Raw genomic sequence first — 16,882 nt, forward strand, 5'->3', positions numbered from 1 at the left:
AGCCGCGCGTTTGCGTGTCGTGATCAGCCGGCGCCGGACCGGGTAGCCCGAGCACCTGGCAGAATTCGGTGAGGAACAGCGCATAATTGGCACGCTCTGCACCGCCCGCCTTGCCGTACCAACGCGTCAGAAATGTTTCGAGATCCACGCACCCTGCCTAGCAGGCGCGGGCAAAAACAAAAGAGCCGGGCGCGCAGTGTCTATCCGCGCAGCAATTTGATGATGGCGGAAAAATCCGCTGCGCCGCCCCCGTTGTTGGCCAGCAACTGATACAGCGCTTCGGCCTGCGCCCCCATCGGCACGCTGGCGCCTGCCCCTTGTGCGGCGGCCATCGCCAGTTTCAGATCCTTGAGCATCAGCGCGGCAGCAAAACCGCCCTGATAGTCGCGGTTGGCCGGCGAGGTGGGCACCGGGCCGGGGACAGGGCAATAGCTGGTCATGGACCATGATTGCCCGCTGGCCTTGCTGCTGATGTCGAAGAACGTCTGCGCCTCCAGCCCCAGTTTTTCGGCGAGCACAAAGGCTTCGGCGGTGGCGATCATGCTGGCGCCCAAAATCATGTTGTTGCAGATCTTGGCCGCCTGACCCATGCCCGCACCGCCGGCGTGGATCACCGCCTTGCCCATCTGATCCAGAACCGCCCGCGCCGCCGCAAACGCCGCCGCCGGGCCGCCAACCATGAACGTGAGGGTGCCGGCATCGGCTGCTGCAGTGCCGCCCGATACCGGCGCATCAACCATCGCCAGGCCCTTGGCGGCCGCTGCCTCGCCCATTGCCTTGGCGGTGGCGACATCGATGGTGGAACAATCGATCAGGATCGCATCTGTGCCCGCCGCCGCAAACAAATCGCCTTCATAGGCGGCGCGCACATGGCTGCCCGCGGGCAGCATGGTGATGATCACATCAGCCCCGGTGGCGGCATTGGCGGCGCTGTTCGCGGCCACTGCGCCGCCGGCGACCACCCGCGCCAGCGCGCCGGCTGACAGATCAAAGGCCCGCACCGCGTGCCCTGCCTTGACCAGATTGAGGGCCATGCCGCCGCCCATGTTACCGACCCCGATGAAAGCGATGATGGCCATGCTACTGCCCCGTCCAGTTGCCGGGCCGCTTTTCCACGAACGCCGCCATGCCTTCTTTCTGGTCGGCACTGCCGAACAGGCCGTGGAACAGCCGGCGTTCAAAACGGATGCCGTCCTTCAGGGACATTTCAAACGCGGTGTCGATTTCTTCCTTTACGGCGATGCTGGCCAGCGGCGCCATGCCGGCGATGGTTTGCGCCAGCTTCATGGCTTCGTCGATCAGGGCTTCGGTGGGCACGACGCGGGCGACCAGGCCGGAACGTTCGGCCTCATGAGCGTCCATCATGCGCCCGGTCAGGCACATTTCCATGGCCTTGGCCTTGCCGATGGCGCGCACCAGCCGCTGCGATCCGCCCATGCCGGGCGTGACGCCCAGCTTGATTTCGGGCTGGCCGAATTTGGCGTTTTCGGCCGCGATGATAATATCGGCCATCATCGCCAATTCACAGCCGCCGCCCAGCGCAAAGCCGGATACCGCTGCAATCCACGGCTTGCGGGTGGCAGTGACATGATCATAGCCGGCGAAGAAATTGCCGCCATACATCTGGCCGAAACTTTGACCGCTCATTTCCTTGATGTCGGCCCCCGCCGCGAACGCCTTTTCGCTGCCGGTGAGCACCAGGCAGCGCTGCGCGGCATCGGCATCATAGGCGGCATAGGCAGCGATCAGATCAGCCAGAACGGCGCTGTTCAGTGCGTTGAGCGCCTGCGGACGGTTGAGGCGAACCAGCGTGACGGCGCCGTGGGTTTCCACAAGGATGGTTTCAAAGCTCATGTCCAAACTCCAGCTCACTCCCCCTGGCGGGGAGGGTCGAGAGACGGCGCCCAGCGCCGGCCCGGGGTGGGGGTGATGTTGTGGCGACGGGCAGGACCCCCACCCCGCCGCGCGCTGCGCGAGTGATCCTCCCCGCAAGGGAGAGGGAGTTGGCTCAACCCATTGTCGGGATGACGAACGCCGATCCCCCATCCATGCCGCCATCCGGCCCCGAGTCTGGCCAACGCCCAGTGACCGTCTTGCGCTTGGTCCAGAATTGCACGCCCTCCATGCCGTGCTGGCCGATGCCGCCAAAGGCGCTGCGCTTCCAGCCGCCAAAGCTGTGATAGGCCACCGGCACCGGGATCGGCACGTTGATGCCAACCATCCCGACGTTCACTCGCGCCGCAAATTCGCGGGCGGCGTGGCCGTTGCGGGTAAAGATGGTGACGCCGTTGCCATATTGATGCGCGGACGGCAGCCGCAACGCGCCCTCGAAATCGGCGGCGCGCATGATTTGCAGCACCGGCCCGAAGATTTCCTCGCGGTAGCTTTGCATGTCGGGCGTGACGTGATCGAACAGCGTCGGCCCGACGAAGAAACCGCTTTCATGGCCCTGCAACGTGAAGCCGCGGGCATCGACCACCAGCTCGGCGCCTTCATCGATGCCCATCGGGATGTAATTTTCGATGCGCGCCTTGTGCGCGGCGGTGACCACCGGGCCGTAATCGGCTTCGGGATCGGTGCTGATGCCGATGCGCAGCTTGGCGATCGCCGGCAGCAGTTTTTCGCGCAGGGCGGTTGCAGTGGCGTCCCCTACCGGCACCACCACCGGCAGCGCCATGCAGCGTTCGCCGGCACTGCCGAACGCCGCGCCGGCCAGATCGCGCACAACCTGATCCAGATCGGCATCGGGCATCACGATGGCATGGTTCTTGGCCCCGCCCATTGCCTGCACGCGCTTGCCGCGGGCGCAGCCTTGGCTGTGGATATATTCGGCCACATCCGATGAGCCGACAAAGCTGATCGCCGCGATATCCGGGTGCTCGATGATGGCGTCCACCATCTCCTTGTCGCCGTTCACCACGGCAAAAATGCCCTCGGGCAGGCCGGCATCGCGGAAAATGTCCCCCAGCAGATGCGGCAAGGTGGGATCGCGTTCGGATGGCTTGAGGATGAAGGCATTGCCGGTGGCGATGGCGACGCCGGCCATCCACATCGGGATCATCGCCGGGAAATTGAACGGGGTAATGCCCGCCCCGATGCCGATCGGCTGGCGGAAGGCCCAGATATCGATGCCGGGGCCGGCGCCGTGCGTAAATTCGCCCTTCATCACGTGCGGGATGCCGCAGCAGAATTCGATCACTTCGAGCCCGCGCTGAATATCGCCGCGCGAATCGGCGAGCACCTTGCCGTGTTCGGAACTGAGCACGCGGGCCAGTTCGTCCATGCGGGCTTCCACAAGCTCCTTGAACTTGAACATCACCCGGGCGCGGCGCTGCGGATTGGTCGCAGCCCAGGCCGGCTGGGCGGCGCGAGCGGCAGCAACCGCCTGTTCCAGCAGATCGGCCCCAGCGAGGCGAACCTGCGCCTGCACCTGGCCCGAATTGGGATCATACACCGGGCTGGTGCGGCTGCCGGCGGATACAATTTGGCCGGCGATGTGATGGTCGATGATGCGCATGGTGCGTTTCTACTCCGGCCAGCCGGCCGGTGCCACCCACAGTTGCATCAGTGCCGGGGTCGGACCTAGTGGCCGCCGCCACACCCTTCGGGAAGCGCCTGGCGGCAGTGGTCGGCGCCGGTTTCCACCTGCAGCGTGGCATGGCCGATCTGGAAGCGATGATGCAGGGCGTGGGCGATGTTGGCCAGCACCTCGTCCCCCGGGTGGCCGGCCGGCATCACCAGATGCGCTGTCAATACGGCGCCAGTGGTGCCTTGCGGCCAGATGTGCAGATCGTGGACGGCTGCCACCCCGTCTAGCCCGGTCAACCAGTCATTGACGGCGGCAGGCTCGATTCCAGGCGGCACCGCATCCAGCGCCAGCGCCAGCGATTCGCTGAGCAGGCCCCAGGTGCCGCGAAGGATCACGGCAGCGACGGCCAGCCCCAGCACCGGATCGACCCACGTCCAGCCGGTTTGCCGAATCACCAGCCCGCCCAGCACCACCGCCGCCGACACGCCGGCATCGGCGAGCATGTGCAGATAAGCGCCGCGCACATTAACATCACCCTTCCGGCCGCGCATGAACATCAGCGCCGTGCCGGCGTTGATGACGACACCCACCGCCGCCACCAGCATCACCACATTGCCCGACACCGGCATGGGATTGGCCAACCGGTGCACCGATTCAAAGATAATGCCGCCGCACGCCGCCACCAGAATCAGCGCATTGGCCAGTGCGGCCAGGATCGGCGACCGCTGCAAGCCCCACGTGAAGCGGGCCGTGGGCGCCCGCCGAGCCAGCGTGAGGCCACCCCAAGCGATCAGCAGCCCCGCCACATCCGACAGATTGTGGCCGGCATCGGCCAGCAGCGCCATCGAATCGATCCACAGCCCTGCCGCCGTCTCGACGGCGACATAGGCAAGGTTGAGCACCACCCCAACGGCAAAGGCCCGGCCGAAATCTGGCGGCGCATGGCTGTGGCCGTGGCCATGATGATCATGACCGCCCATTGGGTGGCTGTGGGCGTGGCTGTGCATGCGTGCGTTATGAGGTGGCCCGGCCGGCAAGTCGAGAGGGGCGCATTGGCGCGCACGCTGGAGAAAATGAAAAAGGCGGCCCACTGGGACCGCCTTTTCAAATAGCGACTGGAGCGGGTGAAGAGATTCGAACTCTCGACTTCAACCTTGGCAAGGTTGCGCTCTACCCCTGAGCTACACCCGCTCACCCGTCGCCGGGAGCGCGGCTTTAACACCGGGCGCTTTTAACTTGCAAGCCCCTTTTTCCGGACACCTGTGCGCAACCGCCGTCTTGGCAAACCCCGCCCCTCACGCCCATATAAGGGTAACGCATTCTGATGGAGCATTACCCCTTGGCCAGCATTCCCAACCCGGCCGCAGAAAAGGCCAGCATCGAGGCATTCCGTGTCGATGTCATCGAGGCATCGAAGACGGCACTGGTGCTGGTCGATTTCTGGGCGGAATGGTGCGGCCCATGCAAGACGCTGGGGCCGGCGCTGGAACGGCTGGTGGCTGCCCGCGCGCCCAAGGTGCAATTGGTGAAGATCGACGTGGACAAGAACCAGGCGCTTGCCGCGCAGTTCCGCATTCAGTCCATCCCCACCGTTTATGCCTTTCTGGATGGCCGGCCTGTGGATGGCTTCCAGGGTGCCTTGAGTGAACGTGAGCTTGCGGCTTTTGTTGATCGACTGCTGGCCGGTGTTCCCGCCAGCGCCGACGAGGCAGAAATGGAAGAGCAGATCGCCGCGATGATTGGCGGCGCTGCGCAAGCCACTGCCGCCGGCGCCCATGACGATGCAGTCGGCATGCTGGGTGCGCTGGTGCAGGAAATGCCGGAACGTGACGATCTGGCCGGCCACCTCGCGCTGGCGCAGTTGGCCGCCGGACGAACCGATGCTGCTGGATCAGCGCTGGCCGCGGTGCCCGCCGACAGCAAGGACGAAGTGGTGGGCCGTGCCCGCGCTGCGCTGGCGCTGGCTGCCGACGCGCCGGCCGATGACGAGCTGGCCGATCTGATTGCGAAGGTGACCACCCAGCCAGACGATCACGCCGCCCGATTTGAACTGGCCTCGGCACTGGCCGCGCGCACCGAACGCGATGCCGCTGCCGATCATTTGCTGGCCATCATAAAAGCCGATCGCACCTGGAACGAAGGCGCCGCAAGGGCCAAATTGCTGACCATGTTTGAAGCCGCCGGCCTGTCTGATCCATGGAGTATCAAGACCCGCGCCACCTTGCGCGCCATCTGGTTTTCATGAGCGAAAGCGAAGCCTTGGAGCCCCTGCCGGCGGCAGTGCCGGTATTTCCTCTCACCGGCGCGGTGCTGCTGCCGCGCGGCGTGCTGCCGCTCAACATTTTCGAGCCGCGCTATCTGGCGATGGTGAAGGACGCGATGGCCGCCACCGGCGCCGCCAACCGCATGATCGGAATCATCCAGCCAAAGCACTCAGGCGATCCGCCGCCGCTTTACAAGGTCGGCTGCCTCGGCCGCATCACCGAGTATCGCGAGACCGACGATGGCCGCATTCTGCTGGCGCTGGTCGGCGTCAGCCGCTTCCGCATTGGCGCTGAACTTGAGCGGAACACGCCTTATCGCCAAGTCATGACCGATTACCACGGCTTTGCCGATGACCGGCACGAAGACGACGCGCTGGACGCTGCCAACCGCGCCGCTCTCGAAGACGCTCTGCGCCCCTATCTCGATGCACGCGGCCTCGCTGCCGATTGGGAAGCGGTGCAATCGGCCGATGATGAAGGGCTGGTGACGGCGTTGTCCGGTGCGCTGCCATTCGATCCGCCAGAAAAGCAAGCGCTGCTGGAGGCGCCCACCTTGGCCGATCGTGCGCAAACGTTGGCCGCGCTGATGAGTTTCGCCGTCGGCCCCGGCAGCGGCAGCCTGCAATGACGAGGCCAAGTTGATGGCCGGCTCCGCGCTCGATCCGCGCCTGCTGGCCCTGCTGGTGTGCCCACAAACGCGCCAGCCACTGCGGTATGACCAGAAGGCTCAGGAATTGGTGAACGACACCGCCGGCATCGCCTATCCGATCCGCGACGGCGTGCCGATCCTGCTGGCCGACGCCGCCCGCGAGTTTTTGCCGCCAACCGGTTAGGCGAACGTCAGGCCTTCGAATTTTCCGCTGCGGCGCCAGCGATCGATATAGTCGAAGTAGGCCGCTGGCCCGAGCGGGTAGCCGCTGGGAAAGCCTTCCGAGATATCGCGTCCCTTGCCTTCGTTGTTGTAATAGCCCGGCGTGCAATCGGCTGCGGCGCCGGCCATGCCGGGCACTGCCGTCTGCACCAGTGCAACCCATTTGGCCTGCGCGTCTGACTTGGCTTCGATGATGCGGGTACCGGTGTCGCGGGCGTGTTTGATCACCGCCGCGATGGTATCACCGGCATCGCTCCAGTTGTGCGGGACGTTGACGATGAAATTGGCCGCTTGCGCGACCTGCACGATGAAAGCGTTGGGGAAGCCGTTGACATGCAAGCCGTGCAGCGTGCGCATGCCGCCCTGCCACGCCTCTGAAAGCCGCTTGCCGCCCACGCCGGCGATATCGAAACCGGCGCGGCGCTCGTGCGAGGTGCCGACTTCAAAGCCCGACGCGTAGACGATGCAATCGACCTCATAATGAGCGCCGCCAACCCAGAAGCCGGTTTCGTCAATGCGCTCGACGCCGTGGCCGGCGGTGTCGATCAGATGAGTGCCGGGCTCGTTGAAGGCCTGCAGATAGGAATCGTGAAAACAGGGCCGCTTGCACAACTGCCTATACCAGGCCTTCAATTTCTCGGCGGTGTCCTTGTCGTGCACGATGGCCTCGGCACGGGCGCGGATTTCCGACATTTTTTCCAGATCGGCATCCTCATAGGCAGCCATCATGCCAGCGGGATTCATCTGGTCCGTCGGCAGAAACATGATGCGCTCGCGGATGCGGCGAGTCAGATCGGTCCAGCCGTCCTGCACCAGATCCTCCGCTGGTGGTGGCCCCATGCCGACATTGCGGGCAAAATTGTCGAGCCAGCGCTTCTGCCAACCCGGCGTCGCGATGCTCTGGAACCATACGGGATCGATCGGCACGTTGGCGCGCACATCCACCGACGACGGCGTGCGCTGCACCACATAGACGGTGCCGCCGGCACGGGCGAGGTGCGGCACGCACTGCACCGATGTCGCCCCGGTACCGATGATGGCGACGCGCTTGTCCTTCAATTTGGTCAGCGGGGCGCCATTTGTGTCGCCGCCGGTGTAGGCATAATCCCAGCGGCTGGTGTGGAAGCTATGGCCCTTGAAACTGCCGAGCCCGGGGATGCCCGGCAGCTTGGGCACATGCAGTGGCCCGGTACCGGTGGCGACATAATCGGCGGTGAAGCTGTCGCCGCGATCAGTAGTGACCACCCACACACTGCGGTCATCATCCCACACGATATCGCTGACCCTGGTGTGGAACAGCGCCTTTTCATACAGTCCGAACGTGCGGCCGATGCGCCGCGATTGCTCCAGGATTTCCGGCGCATGGGCGTATTTTTCGCTCGGCATGTGGCCAGTTTCTTCAAGCAGCGGCAGATAGATGATCGAGGCGGTGTCGCACTGGGCGCCGGGATAGCGGTTCCAATACCAGTTACCGCCAAAATCGCCGGCCTTGTCGATGATGCGCACATCGGTGATGCCGGCTTCCACCAGCCGTGCGCCCACACACAGCCCGGCAAAGCCGCCGCCGACCATGGCGAACGTCACATGATCGGTCAGCGCCTGGCGCTGGATGACGGGCATGTAAGGATCGCCGAGATAATGGGCAAACTGGCCACTGGTCTCGACATATTGGTCGTTGCCGTCGTCGCGCAGGCGCTTGTCACGCTCGGCCTGATAGCGGGCTAGAATAGCCGACTTGTCCGTCACGCTGCCGGCTGCCTTCATCTTGTTCACACTCCCCAGCTCGTGCCGGGACGTTAGACAAGTTCGCCTTTCAGCAAAGCTGGCAGTTTTCCGGTTTCACCACGAGCCTGGTTCATGAAGAAGCGCTTCAACGGCGGGAGACGTTCAACAGCGGACAGGCCCAAGCGGCGCACCAGGCTGGGGGCGCGGCCAGGAATGGCAAACAGCCGGTTGAGATTATCGGTAACGGCGCACACTAGGCTGTTGTCAAAACGGCGCCACGCCGAAATCTGGGCGAGCACATCCGGGCTGCCGAGATCGAGGCCCGAACGCGCGGCATTGGTGAGCACTTCAGCCGCAGCGGCCACGTCGCGGAAGCCCATGTTGAGACCCTGGCCGGCGATCGGATGGATGCCGTGGGCGGAATCGCCGAGCAGCAGCAAGCGCGTATCGGTGTAGCGGGCGGCGTGGTGATAGCCCAGCGGCCACACCGCCTGCGGTGCGATCACCTCGATCTCGCCCATGGTGCCATCGATGCGGGCGGCGATTTCGGCGGCAAGCTGTTTTGGCCCGAGTTTCTTGGCTGCCTCCATGTGCTTGCGGTCCAGCGTCCACACGATGGCAGTGCGCGGGCGGCCATCATCGGTGTCGCGCATCGGCAACAGCGCCAGCGGACCCGACGGGTAGAATAATTCGCAAGCGATGTTCTCGTGCGGGACGGTGTGGGCAACCATGGTGATCAGCGCAGCATGATCATATTGCCAGGTCGCGATCGGAATGCCGGCGGATTGGCGCGTTGCGGAACGGCGGCCGTCGCACGCCACCACCAGCGGCGCCTTGAACACGCGGCCATCGGTGAGGGTGAGGGCGGCAGCACGATCGTCGCGCGTGATGCCGGCCACCGTTACCGGAGCCAGCAGCATCACCTCTTTGCAGCTGCGCACCGCCCGCAGCAGGCCAGTGCGCAGCCAGCGGTTTTCCACCATCGTGCCAAGGGGATCGTTGCCCCCGCCGGCATCGAAATGGAGGAACTGCGGATGAGCAGCATCGGTTACGCGTATCTCGCGGATCGGGCAGCCATGGGTGTCGAGGATGTCACCCAAGCCCAAGACCCGAAGCATGCGGCCCGAGGCACTGGCCACGGCGGTCGCGCGGCCATCGAAGGCCGGCAGGGTGGTGCTGTCGAGGTCCTGCGCATCGACCACGATACTTGTCACTTCGTGGCGGGCAAGCGCCAGCGCGAGCGTCGAGCCAACCAGGCCGCCGCCAATAATGATCACGTCTGCATCCATCGTCATGCGACTGTCTTTAGCCGACCGTGGGTATTCCCCCAAGCGGGACATGTTGTCCGAGGCGAATGCGATTTTGCACGGTCCGGTTTCCCTTGACCGCAAACAAGGCCTGATTCATCTTTACACAGCGCCCAAATGGTGAACATCCAGCGGGCTATATCCGGATTCCCCTCGAAAGGCAGATCGGCCATGGCCACTCGGGCAGCATCTGCCCCCAAGCGCAGCGGCACCGGCAGCACCGGCGGCCCCGCCTGGCTGGCGCGTTTGCGCACGGCGCTGGCGCTGGCATTGCGAGTCGCGGCACGCGTGGCGGCTGGCGGCGCGATTGCACTGGTAGGCGCGGCGCTGGTGCTGGCGCTGCTCACCTATTCGCCAGCTGATCCCTCGTTCAATACGGCCACGGCGCGCGCTGCCGGCAACTGGATGGGCCTTGCCGGCGCACACGTTGCCGATTTGCTGCTGCAACTGGCGGGCTGGCCGGTGCTGCTGCTCGCCCCGGCGCTGCTGCTGGCCGGCTGGCGAGTGGCACGCGAGGAGCCGGTTCTGGTCGCCCGCATGGCTGGTGGCAGCGTGGCCGGCGCGGTGCTGCTGTCGCTTGCTGCCGGCGGCTTTGGCCTGTCAGATATGGGCGCTCCGGCCGGGGCGGGCGGATTACTGGGCTTGGGCCTTGCCGCAGCCACCGCCAGTGTTGAAGCAATTCCGGAATTGGCCGATGTGCCGGCAGGCGCGGTGCTGGCGATCCTGCTGGCTCCGCTGGGGCTGGCCCTGCTGGCCTGGGGCAGCGCGATCAGCGGCGAGGCGGTGGGTGATGCCATCGCTGCCGGCCGGCGCCTGTGGAGCCAGGATGTAGCAGAGGCCGAACCCGGCAGCCTGAATTTGCCGCCGCCGACCAGACCCCGCCCGAAAGCCCCGGCGCAGCAGACAACCGACCCGCAGCAAGGCCCGCTGGTGGTACTGGAGCCGCCCGAACGGCCGAGCCGCAGCGATCGCGCGGTGCGGGACAAGCAGAAATCGCTCGATCTTGGTGATGCCGCTGTGCTGCCCGGGCTAGACCTGCTGGCGCCGCCGCCATCGGCTCCGCGCGCGCGCATCGATGCGGCGGCGCTGGAGCAGAATGCCCGACTGCTGGAGGGCGTACTGGAGGATTTCGGCGTGCGCGGCCGCATTGGCGAAGTGCGCCCTGGCCCGGTGGTCACGATGTATGAGCTGGAACCGGCACCGGGCATCCGGGCCAGCCGGGTGATCGGGCTCGCAGATGACATCGCCCGTTCGATGAGCGCGCAGTCGGCCCGCGTTGCAGTCGTGCCGGGCAAGAATGTGATCGGCATCGAATTACCCAATCCGGTGCGCGAGGCGGTATCGCTTTCCGAGCTGCTGGGCAGCGCCGATTTCGACAGCCGATCCGTGACCCTGCCGCTGGTGCTGGGCAAGGATATCGCCGGAGTGCCGGTGGTGGCCGATCTGGCGCCGATGCCGCATCTGTTGATCGCCGGCACCACCGGATCGGGCAAATCGGTTGGTCTCAACGCCATGATCCTCTCGCTCTTGTTTCGCATGACCCCGGCCCAGTGCCGAATGATCATGATCGATCCCAAGATGCTAGAATTGAAGATGTATGACGGGATTCCGCATTTGCTGGCGCCCGTTGTGACCGATCCGCCCAAGGCCATCCGCGCGCTGAAATGGGCGGTGGAGCAGATGGAAGACCGTTACCGCAAGATGAGCGAGCTTAACGTCCGCAGCCTCGCCAGCTTCAATCAGAAGGTGAGGGAAGCGCAGGCGGCCGGCAAACCGTTCGTGCGCCGCGTGCAGACCGGGTGGGACCCCGAAACCGAAATGCCGATCATCGAGGAGGAAATCCTCGATTTCGAGCCAATGCCTCTGATCGTGGTGGTGGTCGACGAACTTGCCGACCTGATGATGACCGCCGGCAAGGAAGTAGAATTCCTCATCCAGCGCATCGCCCAAAAGGCGCGCGCTGCCGGCATCCACCTGATCATGGCGACCCAGCGCCCATCGGTGGATGTCATCACCGGCGTCATCAAGGCCAATCTGCCGACGCGCATCAGTTTCCAAGTGACCAGCAAGATCGACAGCCGCACCATTCTGGGCGAGCCCGGCGCCGAACAACTGCTGGGCAAGGGCGACATGCTGTGGATGGCCGGCGGCAAGCTGGTGCGCGTGCACGGGCCGTTCGTTTCGGATACCGAGGTCGAAGCCGTGGCCGATTTCTGGCGCGCCCAGGGCGTGCCGGACTATCTTGAGGCCGTCACCGAAGAGCCAGCCGATCTAGATGGCCAGCTTGACCTGACCAGTGCCGGCCTCACCGGCGGACGCAGCGGTGATGATGAGGCCGACATTTATGCCAAGGCCATCGACGTGATCGCAAAGGCCCAGAAAGCCAGCACCAGCTTCCTGCAGCGCCACCTGCGCATCGGCTACAACAACGCCGCACGCCTGATCGAGCGGATGGAGCAGGACGGGTTCGTGAGCCGGCCCGACCATGTGGGCCGGCGCGAGGTGTTGATCGACGAATATGGGCAGCGGCGTTAGGCGCGCAGGAACAGACCGACGGTGAGGCCGAGGCCGATCAGGATTACGGCGACTTTCAGCGCCTTTTCCGGCACGACGGCCAAGGCCTTGGCACCGACATAGCCGCCGGCCATCGCACCGATGCCAACCACCAGCGCGTGCATCCACGCCACATTGCCTGTGAGGGCAAACAATATGGCGGCGGTGGTGTTGGACAACGAGACCAGCACATTCTTGGTGCCGCCGGCGTTTCGCACGGCCAGGCCGGCGATGGTGAGGCTAGCCAGCGTCATGATCCCGGCGCCGCCACCGAAAAATCCGCTGTACACCCCGATGGTCGACTGGGTGAGAACGGTGATCCACGCCGGCGGCGGTGCCCGGTCCACGGACTTTTTGGGCCCGAAGGCACCCCATGCGAACACGGCAGTAGCGAGCAGCACCAGCCACGGCACCATGGAAGCAAAGACGCTGGTGGGCGTGGCGTTGAGCAGCAGCGCGCCGGCCACCCCGCCCACCAGCGCGATGGCCGCGAGCGCCTTGAACGACAATCGCTCGGCCCCCGCCACCAGCTTGCGGCCGGCAATGCCGGTGGTGATCTGGCCGGGAAACAGCGCCATGGTGGAGGTGATATTGGCCAGTTTCGGATCCAGCCCGGCGGCGATCAGCGCCGGCAGGGTGATGAAACTGCCGCCGCCTGCCAGCGCATTCTGGGCGCCTGCCCACAGGCCCGCTCCCAGCAGCAACGCCAGCATTACCGGATCGAAATTTAGCATCACCGCCTCCTTTGCGAGCCGGGCTTTTCACCGAAAGCACCAATTTGGCAACATAAATCCCGGGAATTACAGCATCGTCTGGCTTGGCGTGGAACCAGTTTCACGATAACTTTATTTTGGCATGCAATTTTCGCGCCAGTTGGCAGGAATCGATTCGACCATGGCTGTAGACGTGATGAAACAACAGGAGCAAACCGACAGCGCGCAGGGCGGAGCGGTACTGCGCGGCCTGTCGGTTGATGGCATCGGCAAGAAGTATGACAATCGGGTCGTGCTGCGCGATGTATCGCTCTCCGTCCGCCGCGGCGAAGTGGTCGGGTTGCTTGGCCCCAATGGTGCCGGCAAGACGACCTGTTTCTATTCGATCATGGGCTTGGCCACGCCGGATTCCGGCCGCATCCTGCTCGACGGCCACGATATCACCGGGCTGCCGATGTACCGCCGCGCCGCGCTGGGCCTGGGTTATCTGCCGCAGGAAACCAGCATCTTTCGCGGCATGACCGTGGAGCAGAACATCATGGCCGTGCTCGAAGTGGCCGAACCTGATGCAAAGGCGCGGGCGGCTCGGCTGGAAGAATTGCTCAGCGAATTCAACATCACCCGGCTGCGCACTGCGCCCGCGATGGCGCTGTCGGGCGGAGAGAGACGCCGCGTCGAAATCGCCCGCGCGCTGGCCGCCAATCCGTCGATCATGCTGCTCGATGAGCCGTTTGCCGGTATCGATCCCATCTCAATCGCCGATATCCGCGCGCTGGTGGTGCAGCTGCGCGCCCGCGACATCGGCGTGCTGATCACCGATCACAATGTACGCGAGACACTGGAAATCGTGAACCGTGCCTGCATCATTTATGATGGCCGCGTGCTGTTTGAAGGCACGCCCGAAGCGCTGGTGGCCGATGAAACCGTGCGCCGCGTCTATCTGGGTGAGGATTTCAGCCTGTGACGTCTGCGGGAGCAACCGGGCACTGAGATGGGACTGGGGCCGCGCCTTGAGTTGAGGCAATCGCAGCAGCTGGTGATGACCCCCCAGCTGCAGCTGGCCATCAAGCTGCTGACGCTGACCAATGTCGAGCTGGAAGGCTGGATCGCCGAGGAACTGGAGCGCAACCCGCTGCTTGCCAGCGGTGACGCCGCCGGTCCGCCCGAGCCAGCTGGGCCGAGCGGGGTGGATGCGCCGCCCGACGCGATTGCCGGAAACGACGATCTTAGCAGCGCCGGGTTGGAGGCTTTGTTGCGCGATGGCGGCGGCGATGCCCCGCTCGACGCCGATTACACAGGCGAACGATTCCACCATGATTGCGGATCGGACCAGCCAGCCGATTGGGGCGAACGCGCCGGCCAGTCCGGCAACGAGGAGGACGGCCCGGATTTCGAGCGGATTGCCAGCGGAGAGGCCGGCCTGACCGAGATACTGGAGGCGCAGGCCAAAGCCCGATTTGACGGCGTTGATCTGGCCATTGCCCGCTTCATCATCGATGGCCTTGATGAATGCGGCTACCTCGCCGAGCCGGTGGACGAAATTGCCGGCCAGCTGGACGTGTCGCCTGCCCGTGTCGAGGCGGTGCTGGCCGAGGTACAGATGTTCGATCCGGTGGGCGTTGCGGCGCGCACCCTGTCGGAATGCCTGATCGCCCAGGCGCGCGTTGCCGATCGCTGCGACCCGGCGATGCAAAAATTGCTGAACAATCTCGACATGGTGGCGCGCGGCGATCTTCATGGCCTCGTTCGCCTGTGCAAACTGGACCGTGAGGATATCGTGGACATGATCCACGAGCTGAAACGATATGATCCCAAGCCCGGCCTGCGTTATGGCGGCACAAGCGCAATTCCGGTGGTGCCCGATGTGTTCGTGCTGCGCGGCCCCGATGGCGGCTGGCAGATCAGCCTCAACCAGGCGACGCTGCCGCGCCTGATCATCGACCGCGACTATCACAGCGAGCTTGCCGTCGGCGCGGACAGGGCCACCCACGGTTTCCTCAACGAATGCGTGGCCAGCGCCAACTGGTTGCTCAAGGCGCTGGACCAGCGTGCCCGCACCATCATCCGTGTCGCCACCGAGATCGTGCGCCTGCAACAGGGCTTTTTCGAGCACGGCGTGAGTCGGCTGAAGCCGCTGACCCTGCGCCAGATTGCCGAGGTGATCGAGATGCACGAATCGACCGTGAGCCGGGTGACCAGCAACAAATACATGCTGTGTGACCGCGGCCAGTATGAGCTGAAATATTTTTTTACCTCGGGCGTTGGTTCGGGTGATGGCGACACTGCTTCGGCGCTGGCCGTGAAGGACCGTATCGCCCGGCTTATTGCCGCCGAAGGCGAAGACGTGCTGTCGGACGACAAATTGGTCGAGCTGCTGATTGGCGAGGGCTTCGATCTGGCCCGGCGCACGGTGGCCAAATATCGTGAGGCGCTTGGCGTTGGATCATCGGTGCAGCGGCGCCGGGCGCGGGCACTGCGCGCAGCATGACGCAGGCCGGCGGCTTCACCCGCGGTTAAAGCGTGGTAGAGAAAGCTGGTATCATGCGCCGTTTCCGCCTTGCCTGTGTTGCGATCCTGCTGTTGGCCGAGCCGCGCGCGGTGATAGCCCAATCGATTTTGCGCGACGCCGAAACCGAAGCGTTCTTCCGCGACATTTCCCGCGATCTGGTGCTGGCCGCCGGGCTGGAGCCGCGCAACGTGCAGTTCGTGCTGGTGGGCGATCCCAGCATCAACGCCTTTGTTACCGGTGGGCAGAACGTGTTCATCCACAGCGGCCTGATCACTGCCGCTGACAACGTGAACGAGCTGCAGGGCGTGATTGCCCACGAATTGGGCCACATCGCCGCCGGCCACAACGTGCGTTTTGGCGAAGGTGCTGGACCGGCAAGCAAGATTTCATTGCTTTCGCTGGTGGGTGCGGCGTTGGCGGTGGCGGCGGGTGCCGGCGAAGCGGGCATGGCCATCCTGGGGCTGGGCACGGCGGCGGCGCAGGGCAAGTTCCTCGCCTTCACCCGCGATCAGGAAAGCCGCACCGATCAGGCCGGCGCGGTGTATCTGTCGAAAGCCGGGATTTCGGGCAAGGGCAGTATCGCGTTTTTCCGCAAGCTGCAGGGCATGGAGTTCCGGCTGGCGATCCCGCAGAACAATGAATATGCCCGCACCCACCCGCTGTCGGGCACTCGCGTCAATAATCTGGTGGCAGTGTATGAAAAGGATCCAGCCTGGAACACGCCGCCCGACAAGGCGTTGCAGGCAAAATTCGAACGCATCAAGGGCAAGCTTATCGGCTTTGTGGAAGAGCCGCCGCGGGTGATGCAGAAATACCCCGAGGGCATCAACACGGCTGCCGCACTGTATGCCCGCGCCTATGCCTGGCACCGATCGGGCTATCCCCAACAGGCGATGGCCGAAGCGGCAAAGCTGGTGGCGCTGCAGCCGGCCGATCCCTATTATCTGGAACTGGAAGGCCAGATCCTGCTGGAATCGGGCAAGGTGGACGAAAGCCTGCCGGTGTTGCGCCGCGCCGTGGAGCGCGCCCCGCTTGAGCCGATGATCATCACCCTGCTCGGCCACGCGCTGGTGACCAGCGAGGATGCAAAATTGCAGGCCGAAGCCGAACCGCTGCTGAGGAAAGCGGTGAGCCTTGACCGCGAGAACCCGTTCACCTGGTACCAGCTGGGCGTGATCTATGATCGGCGCGGTGACAAGTCGCGCGCCGCGCTGGCAGCGGCCGAGCGGTTCAGCCTCGAAGGCAATGCCATGGGCGCCATGATGAACGCGCGGGTGGCGCGCGCGGGCTTGCCGGCCGGCACGCCTGACTTTATCCGGGCGGACGATATCATGCTGGTGGCTGGCGACGCGCTGGAACAGCGCAAACGCAAGAAAAGGTGAAAGCGATGGCGAGTTTCTGGAATCGGCAG

The 16,882-nt window shown here is 64.7% G+C and carries 14 protein-coding genes and 1 tRNA gene; 7 read left to right on the plus strand and 8 right to left on the minus strand.

The genetic code is table 11. The features are described 5' to 3' along the window. Positions 1–200: 200 nt before the first annotated feature. From mmsB to ACESL8_RS01305, 5 genes are all read right to left on the minus strand, one after another. On the minus strand, positions 201–1,079 hold the full coding sequence (gene mmsB, locus ACESL8_RS01285) for a 3-hydroxyisobutyrate dehydrogenase (RefSeq protein ID WP_372915095.1): 879 nt from the start codon (positions 1,077–1,079) through the stop codon (positions 201–203). A 1-nt stretch (position 1,080) separates the two neighbouring features. Further along, positions 1,081–1,854, minus strand: coding sequence for an enoyl-CoA hydratase-related protein (locus tag ACESL8_RS01290; protein ID WP_372915097.1), 774 nt, complete (start codon positions 1,852–1,854; stop codon positions 1,081–1,083). A 154-nt stretch (positions 1,855–2,008) separates the two neighbouring features. Then, positions 2,009–3,517, minus strand: coding sequence for a CoA-acylating methylmalonate-semialdehyde dehydrogenase (locus tag ACESL8_RS01295; protein WP_372915099.1), 1,509 nt, complete (start codon positions 3,515–3,517; stop codon positions 2,009–2,011). Positions 3,518–3,582: 65 nt separating this feature from the next. Beyond that, positions 3,583–4,536, minus strand: coding sequence for a cation diffusion facilitator family transporter (locus tag ACESL8_RS01300; RefSeq protein ID WP_372915102.1), 954 nt, complete (start codon positions 4,534–4,536; stop codon positions 3,583–3,585). Positions 4,537–4,645: 109 nt separating this feature from the next. Next, positions 4,646–4,720 (minus strand) — tRNA-Gly (locus ACESL8_RS01305). Positions 4,721–4,868: 148 nt separating this feature from the next. Here ACESL8_RS01305 and ACESL8_RS01310 point away from each other — a divergent pair. From ACESL8_RS01310 to ACESL8_RS01320, 3 genes are read left to right on the plus strand one after another with little or no spacing between them, the layout of a single operon-like run. Further along, positions 4,869–5,774 (plus strand): tetratricopeptide repeat protein, encoded by a 906-nt coding sequence (locus ACESL8_RS01310; RefSeq protein ID WP_372915104.1) that lies wholly within the window; start codon positions 4,869–4,871, stop codon positions 5,772–5,774. Then, positions 5,771–6,421: an LON peptidase substrate-binding domain-containing protein gene (locus ACESL8_RS01315; RefSeq protein WP_372915106.1), complete on the plus strand. Its 651-nt coding sequence runs from the start codon at positions 5,771–5,773 to the stop codon at positions 6,419–6,421. Before ACESL8_RS01310 ends, ACESL8_RS01315 begins: the two co-directional genes overlap by 4 nt. Positions 6,422–6,434: 13 nt before the next feature. Next, positions 6,435–6,626, plus strand: a complete 192-nt coding sequence (locus ACESL8_RS01320; RefSeq protein ID WP_372915109.1) for a Trm112 family protein — start codon at positions 6,435–6,437, stop codon at positions 6,624–6,626. Here ACESL8_RS01320 and ACESL8_RS01325 read toward each other — a convergent pair. Next, the gene (locus ACESL8_RS01325; protein ID WP_372915111.1) at positions 6,623–8,428 is read right to left on the minus strand and encodes a flavin-containing monooxygenase; all 1,806 of its coding nucleotides are present in this window, start codon (positions 8,426–8,428) and stop codon (positions 6,623–6,625) included. The genes ACESL8_RS01320 and ACESL8_RS01325 overlap by 4 nt on opposite strands. A gap of 32 nt (positions 8,429–8,460) precedes the next feature. Then, positions 8,461–9,684, minus strand: a complete 1,224-nt coding sequence (locus tag ACESL8_RS01330; protein ID WP_372915113.1) for a UbiH/UbiF/VisC/COQ6 family ubiquinone biosynthesis hydroxylase — start codon at positions 9,682–9,684, stop codon at positions 8,461–8,463. 183 nt (positions 9,685–9,867) lie between these two features. On the opposite strand from ACESL8_RS01330, the gene ACESL8_RS01335 reads away from it, so the two are divergent. Further along, entirely contained in the window at positions 9,868–12,231 is a 2,364-nt protein-coding gene (locus ACESL8_RS01335; RefSeq protein WP_372915115.1) for a DNA translocase FtsK 4TM domain-containing protein, read from the plus strand. On the opposite strand, the gene ACESL8_RS01340 is transcribed toward ACESL8_RS01335, so the two are convergent. Next, complete coding sequence (locus ACESL8_RS01340; protein WP_372915117.1) at positions 12,228–12,983, minus strand: sulfite exporter TauE/SafE family protein; 756 nt, start codon at positions 12,981–12,983, stop codon at positions 12,228–12,230. The genes ACESL8_RS01335 and ACESL8_RS01340 overlap by 4 nt on opposite strands. A gap of 160 nt (positions 12,984–13,143) precedes the next feature. Between ACESL8_RS01340 and lptB the strand changes: the two genes are divergently transcribed. From lptB to ACESL8_RS01355, 3 genes are read left to right on the plus strand one after another with little or no spacing between them, the layout of a single operon-like run. Beyond that, entirely contained in the window at positions 13,144–13,926 is a 783-nt protein-coding gene (gene lptB / locus ACESL8_RS01345) for an LPS export ABC transporter ATP-binding protein (protein WP_372915119.1), read from the plus strand. A 27-nt stretch (positions 13,927–13,953) separates the two neighbouring features. Then, positions 13,954–15,450, plus strand: coding sequence for an RNA polymerase factor sigma-54 (rpoN, locus tag ACESL8_RS01350; protein WP_372915121.1), 1,497 nt, complete (start codon positions 13,954–13,956; stop codon positions 15,448–15,450). A gap of 32 nt (positions 15,451–15,482) precedes the next feature. Further along, positions 15,483–16,853, plus strand: coding sequence for a M48 family metalloprotease (locus tag ACESL8_RS01355; RefSeq protein ID WP_372915123.1), 1,371 nt, complete (start codon positions 15,483–15,485; stop codon positions 16,851–16,853). The last annotated feature ends 29 nt before the right edge of the window (positions 16,854–16,882 follow it).

Source organism: Sandarakinorhabdus sp., from assembly GCF_041689835.1.
Taxonomy (GTDB): domain Bacteria; phylum Pseudomonadota; class Alphaproteobacteria; order Sphingomonadales; family Sphingomonadaceae; genus Sandarakinorhabdus.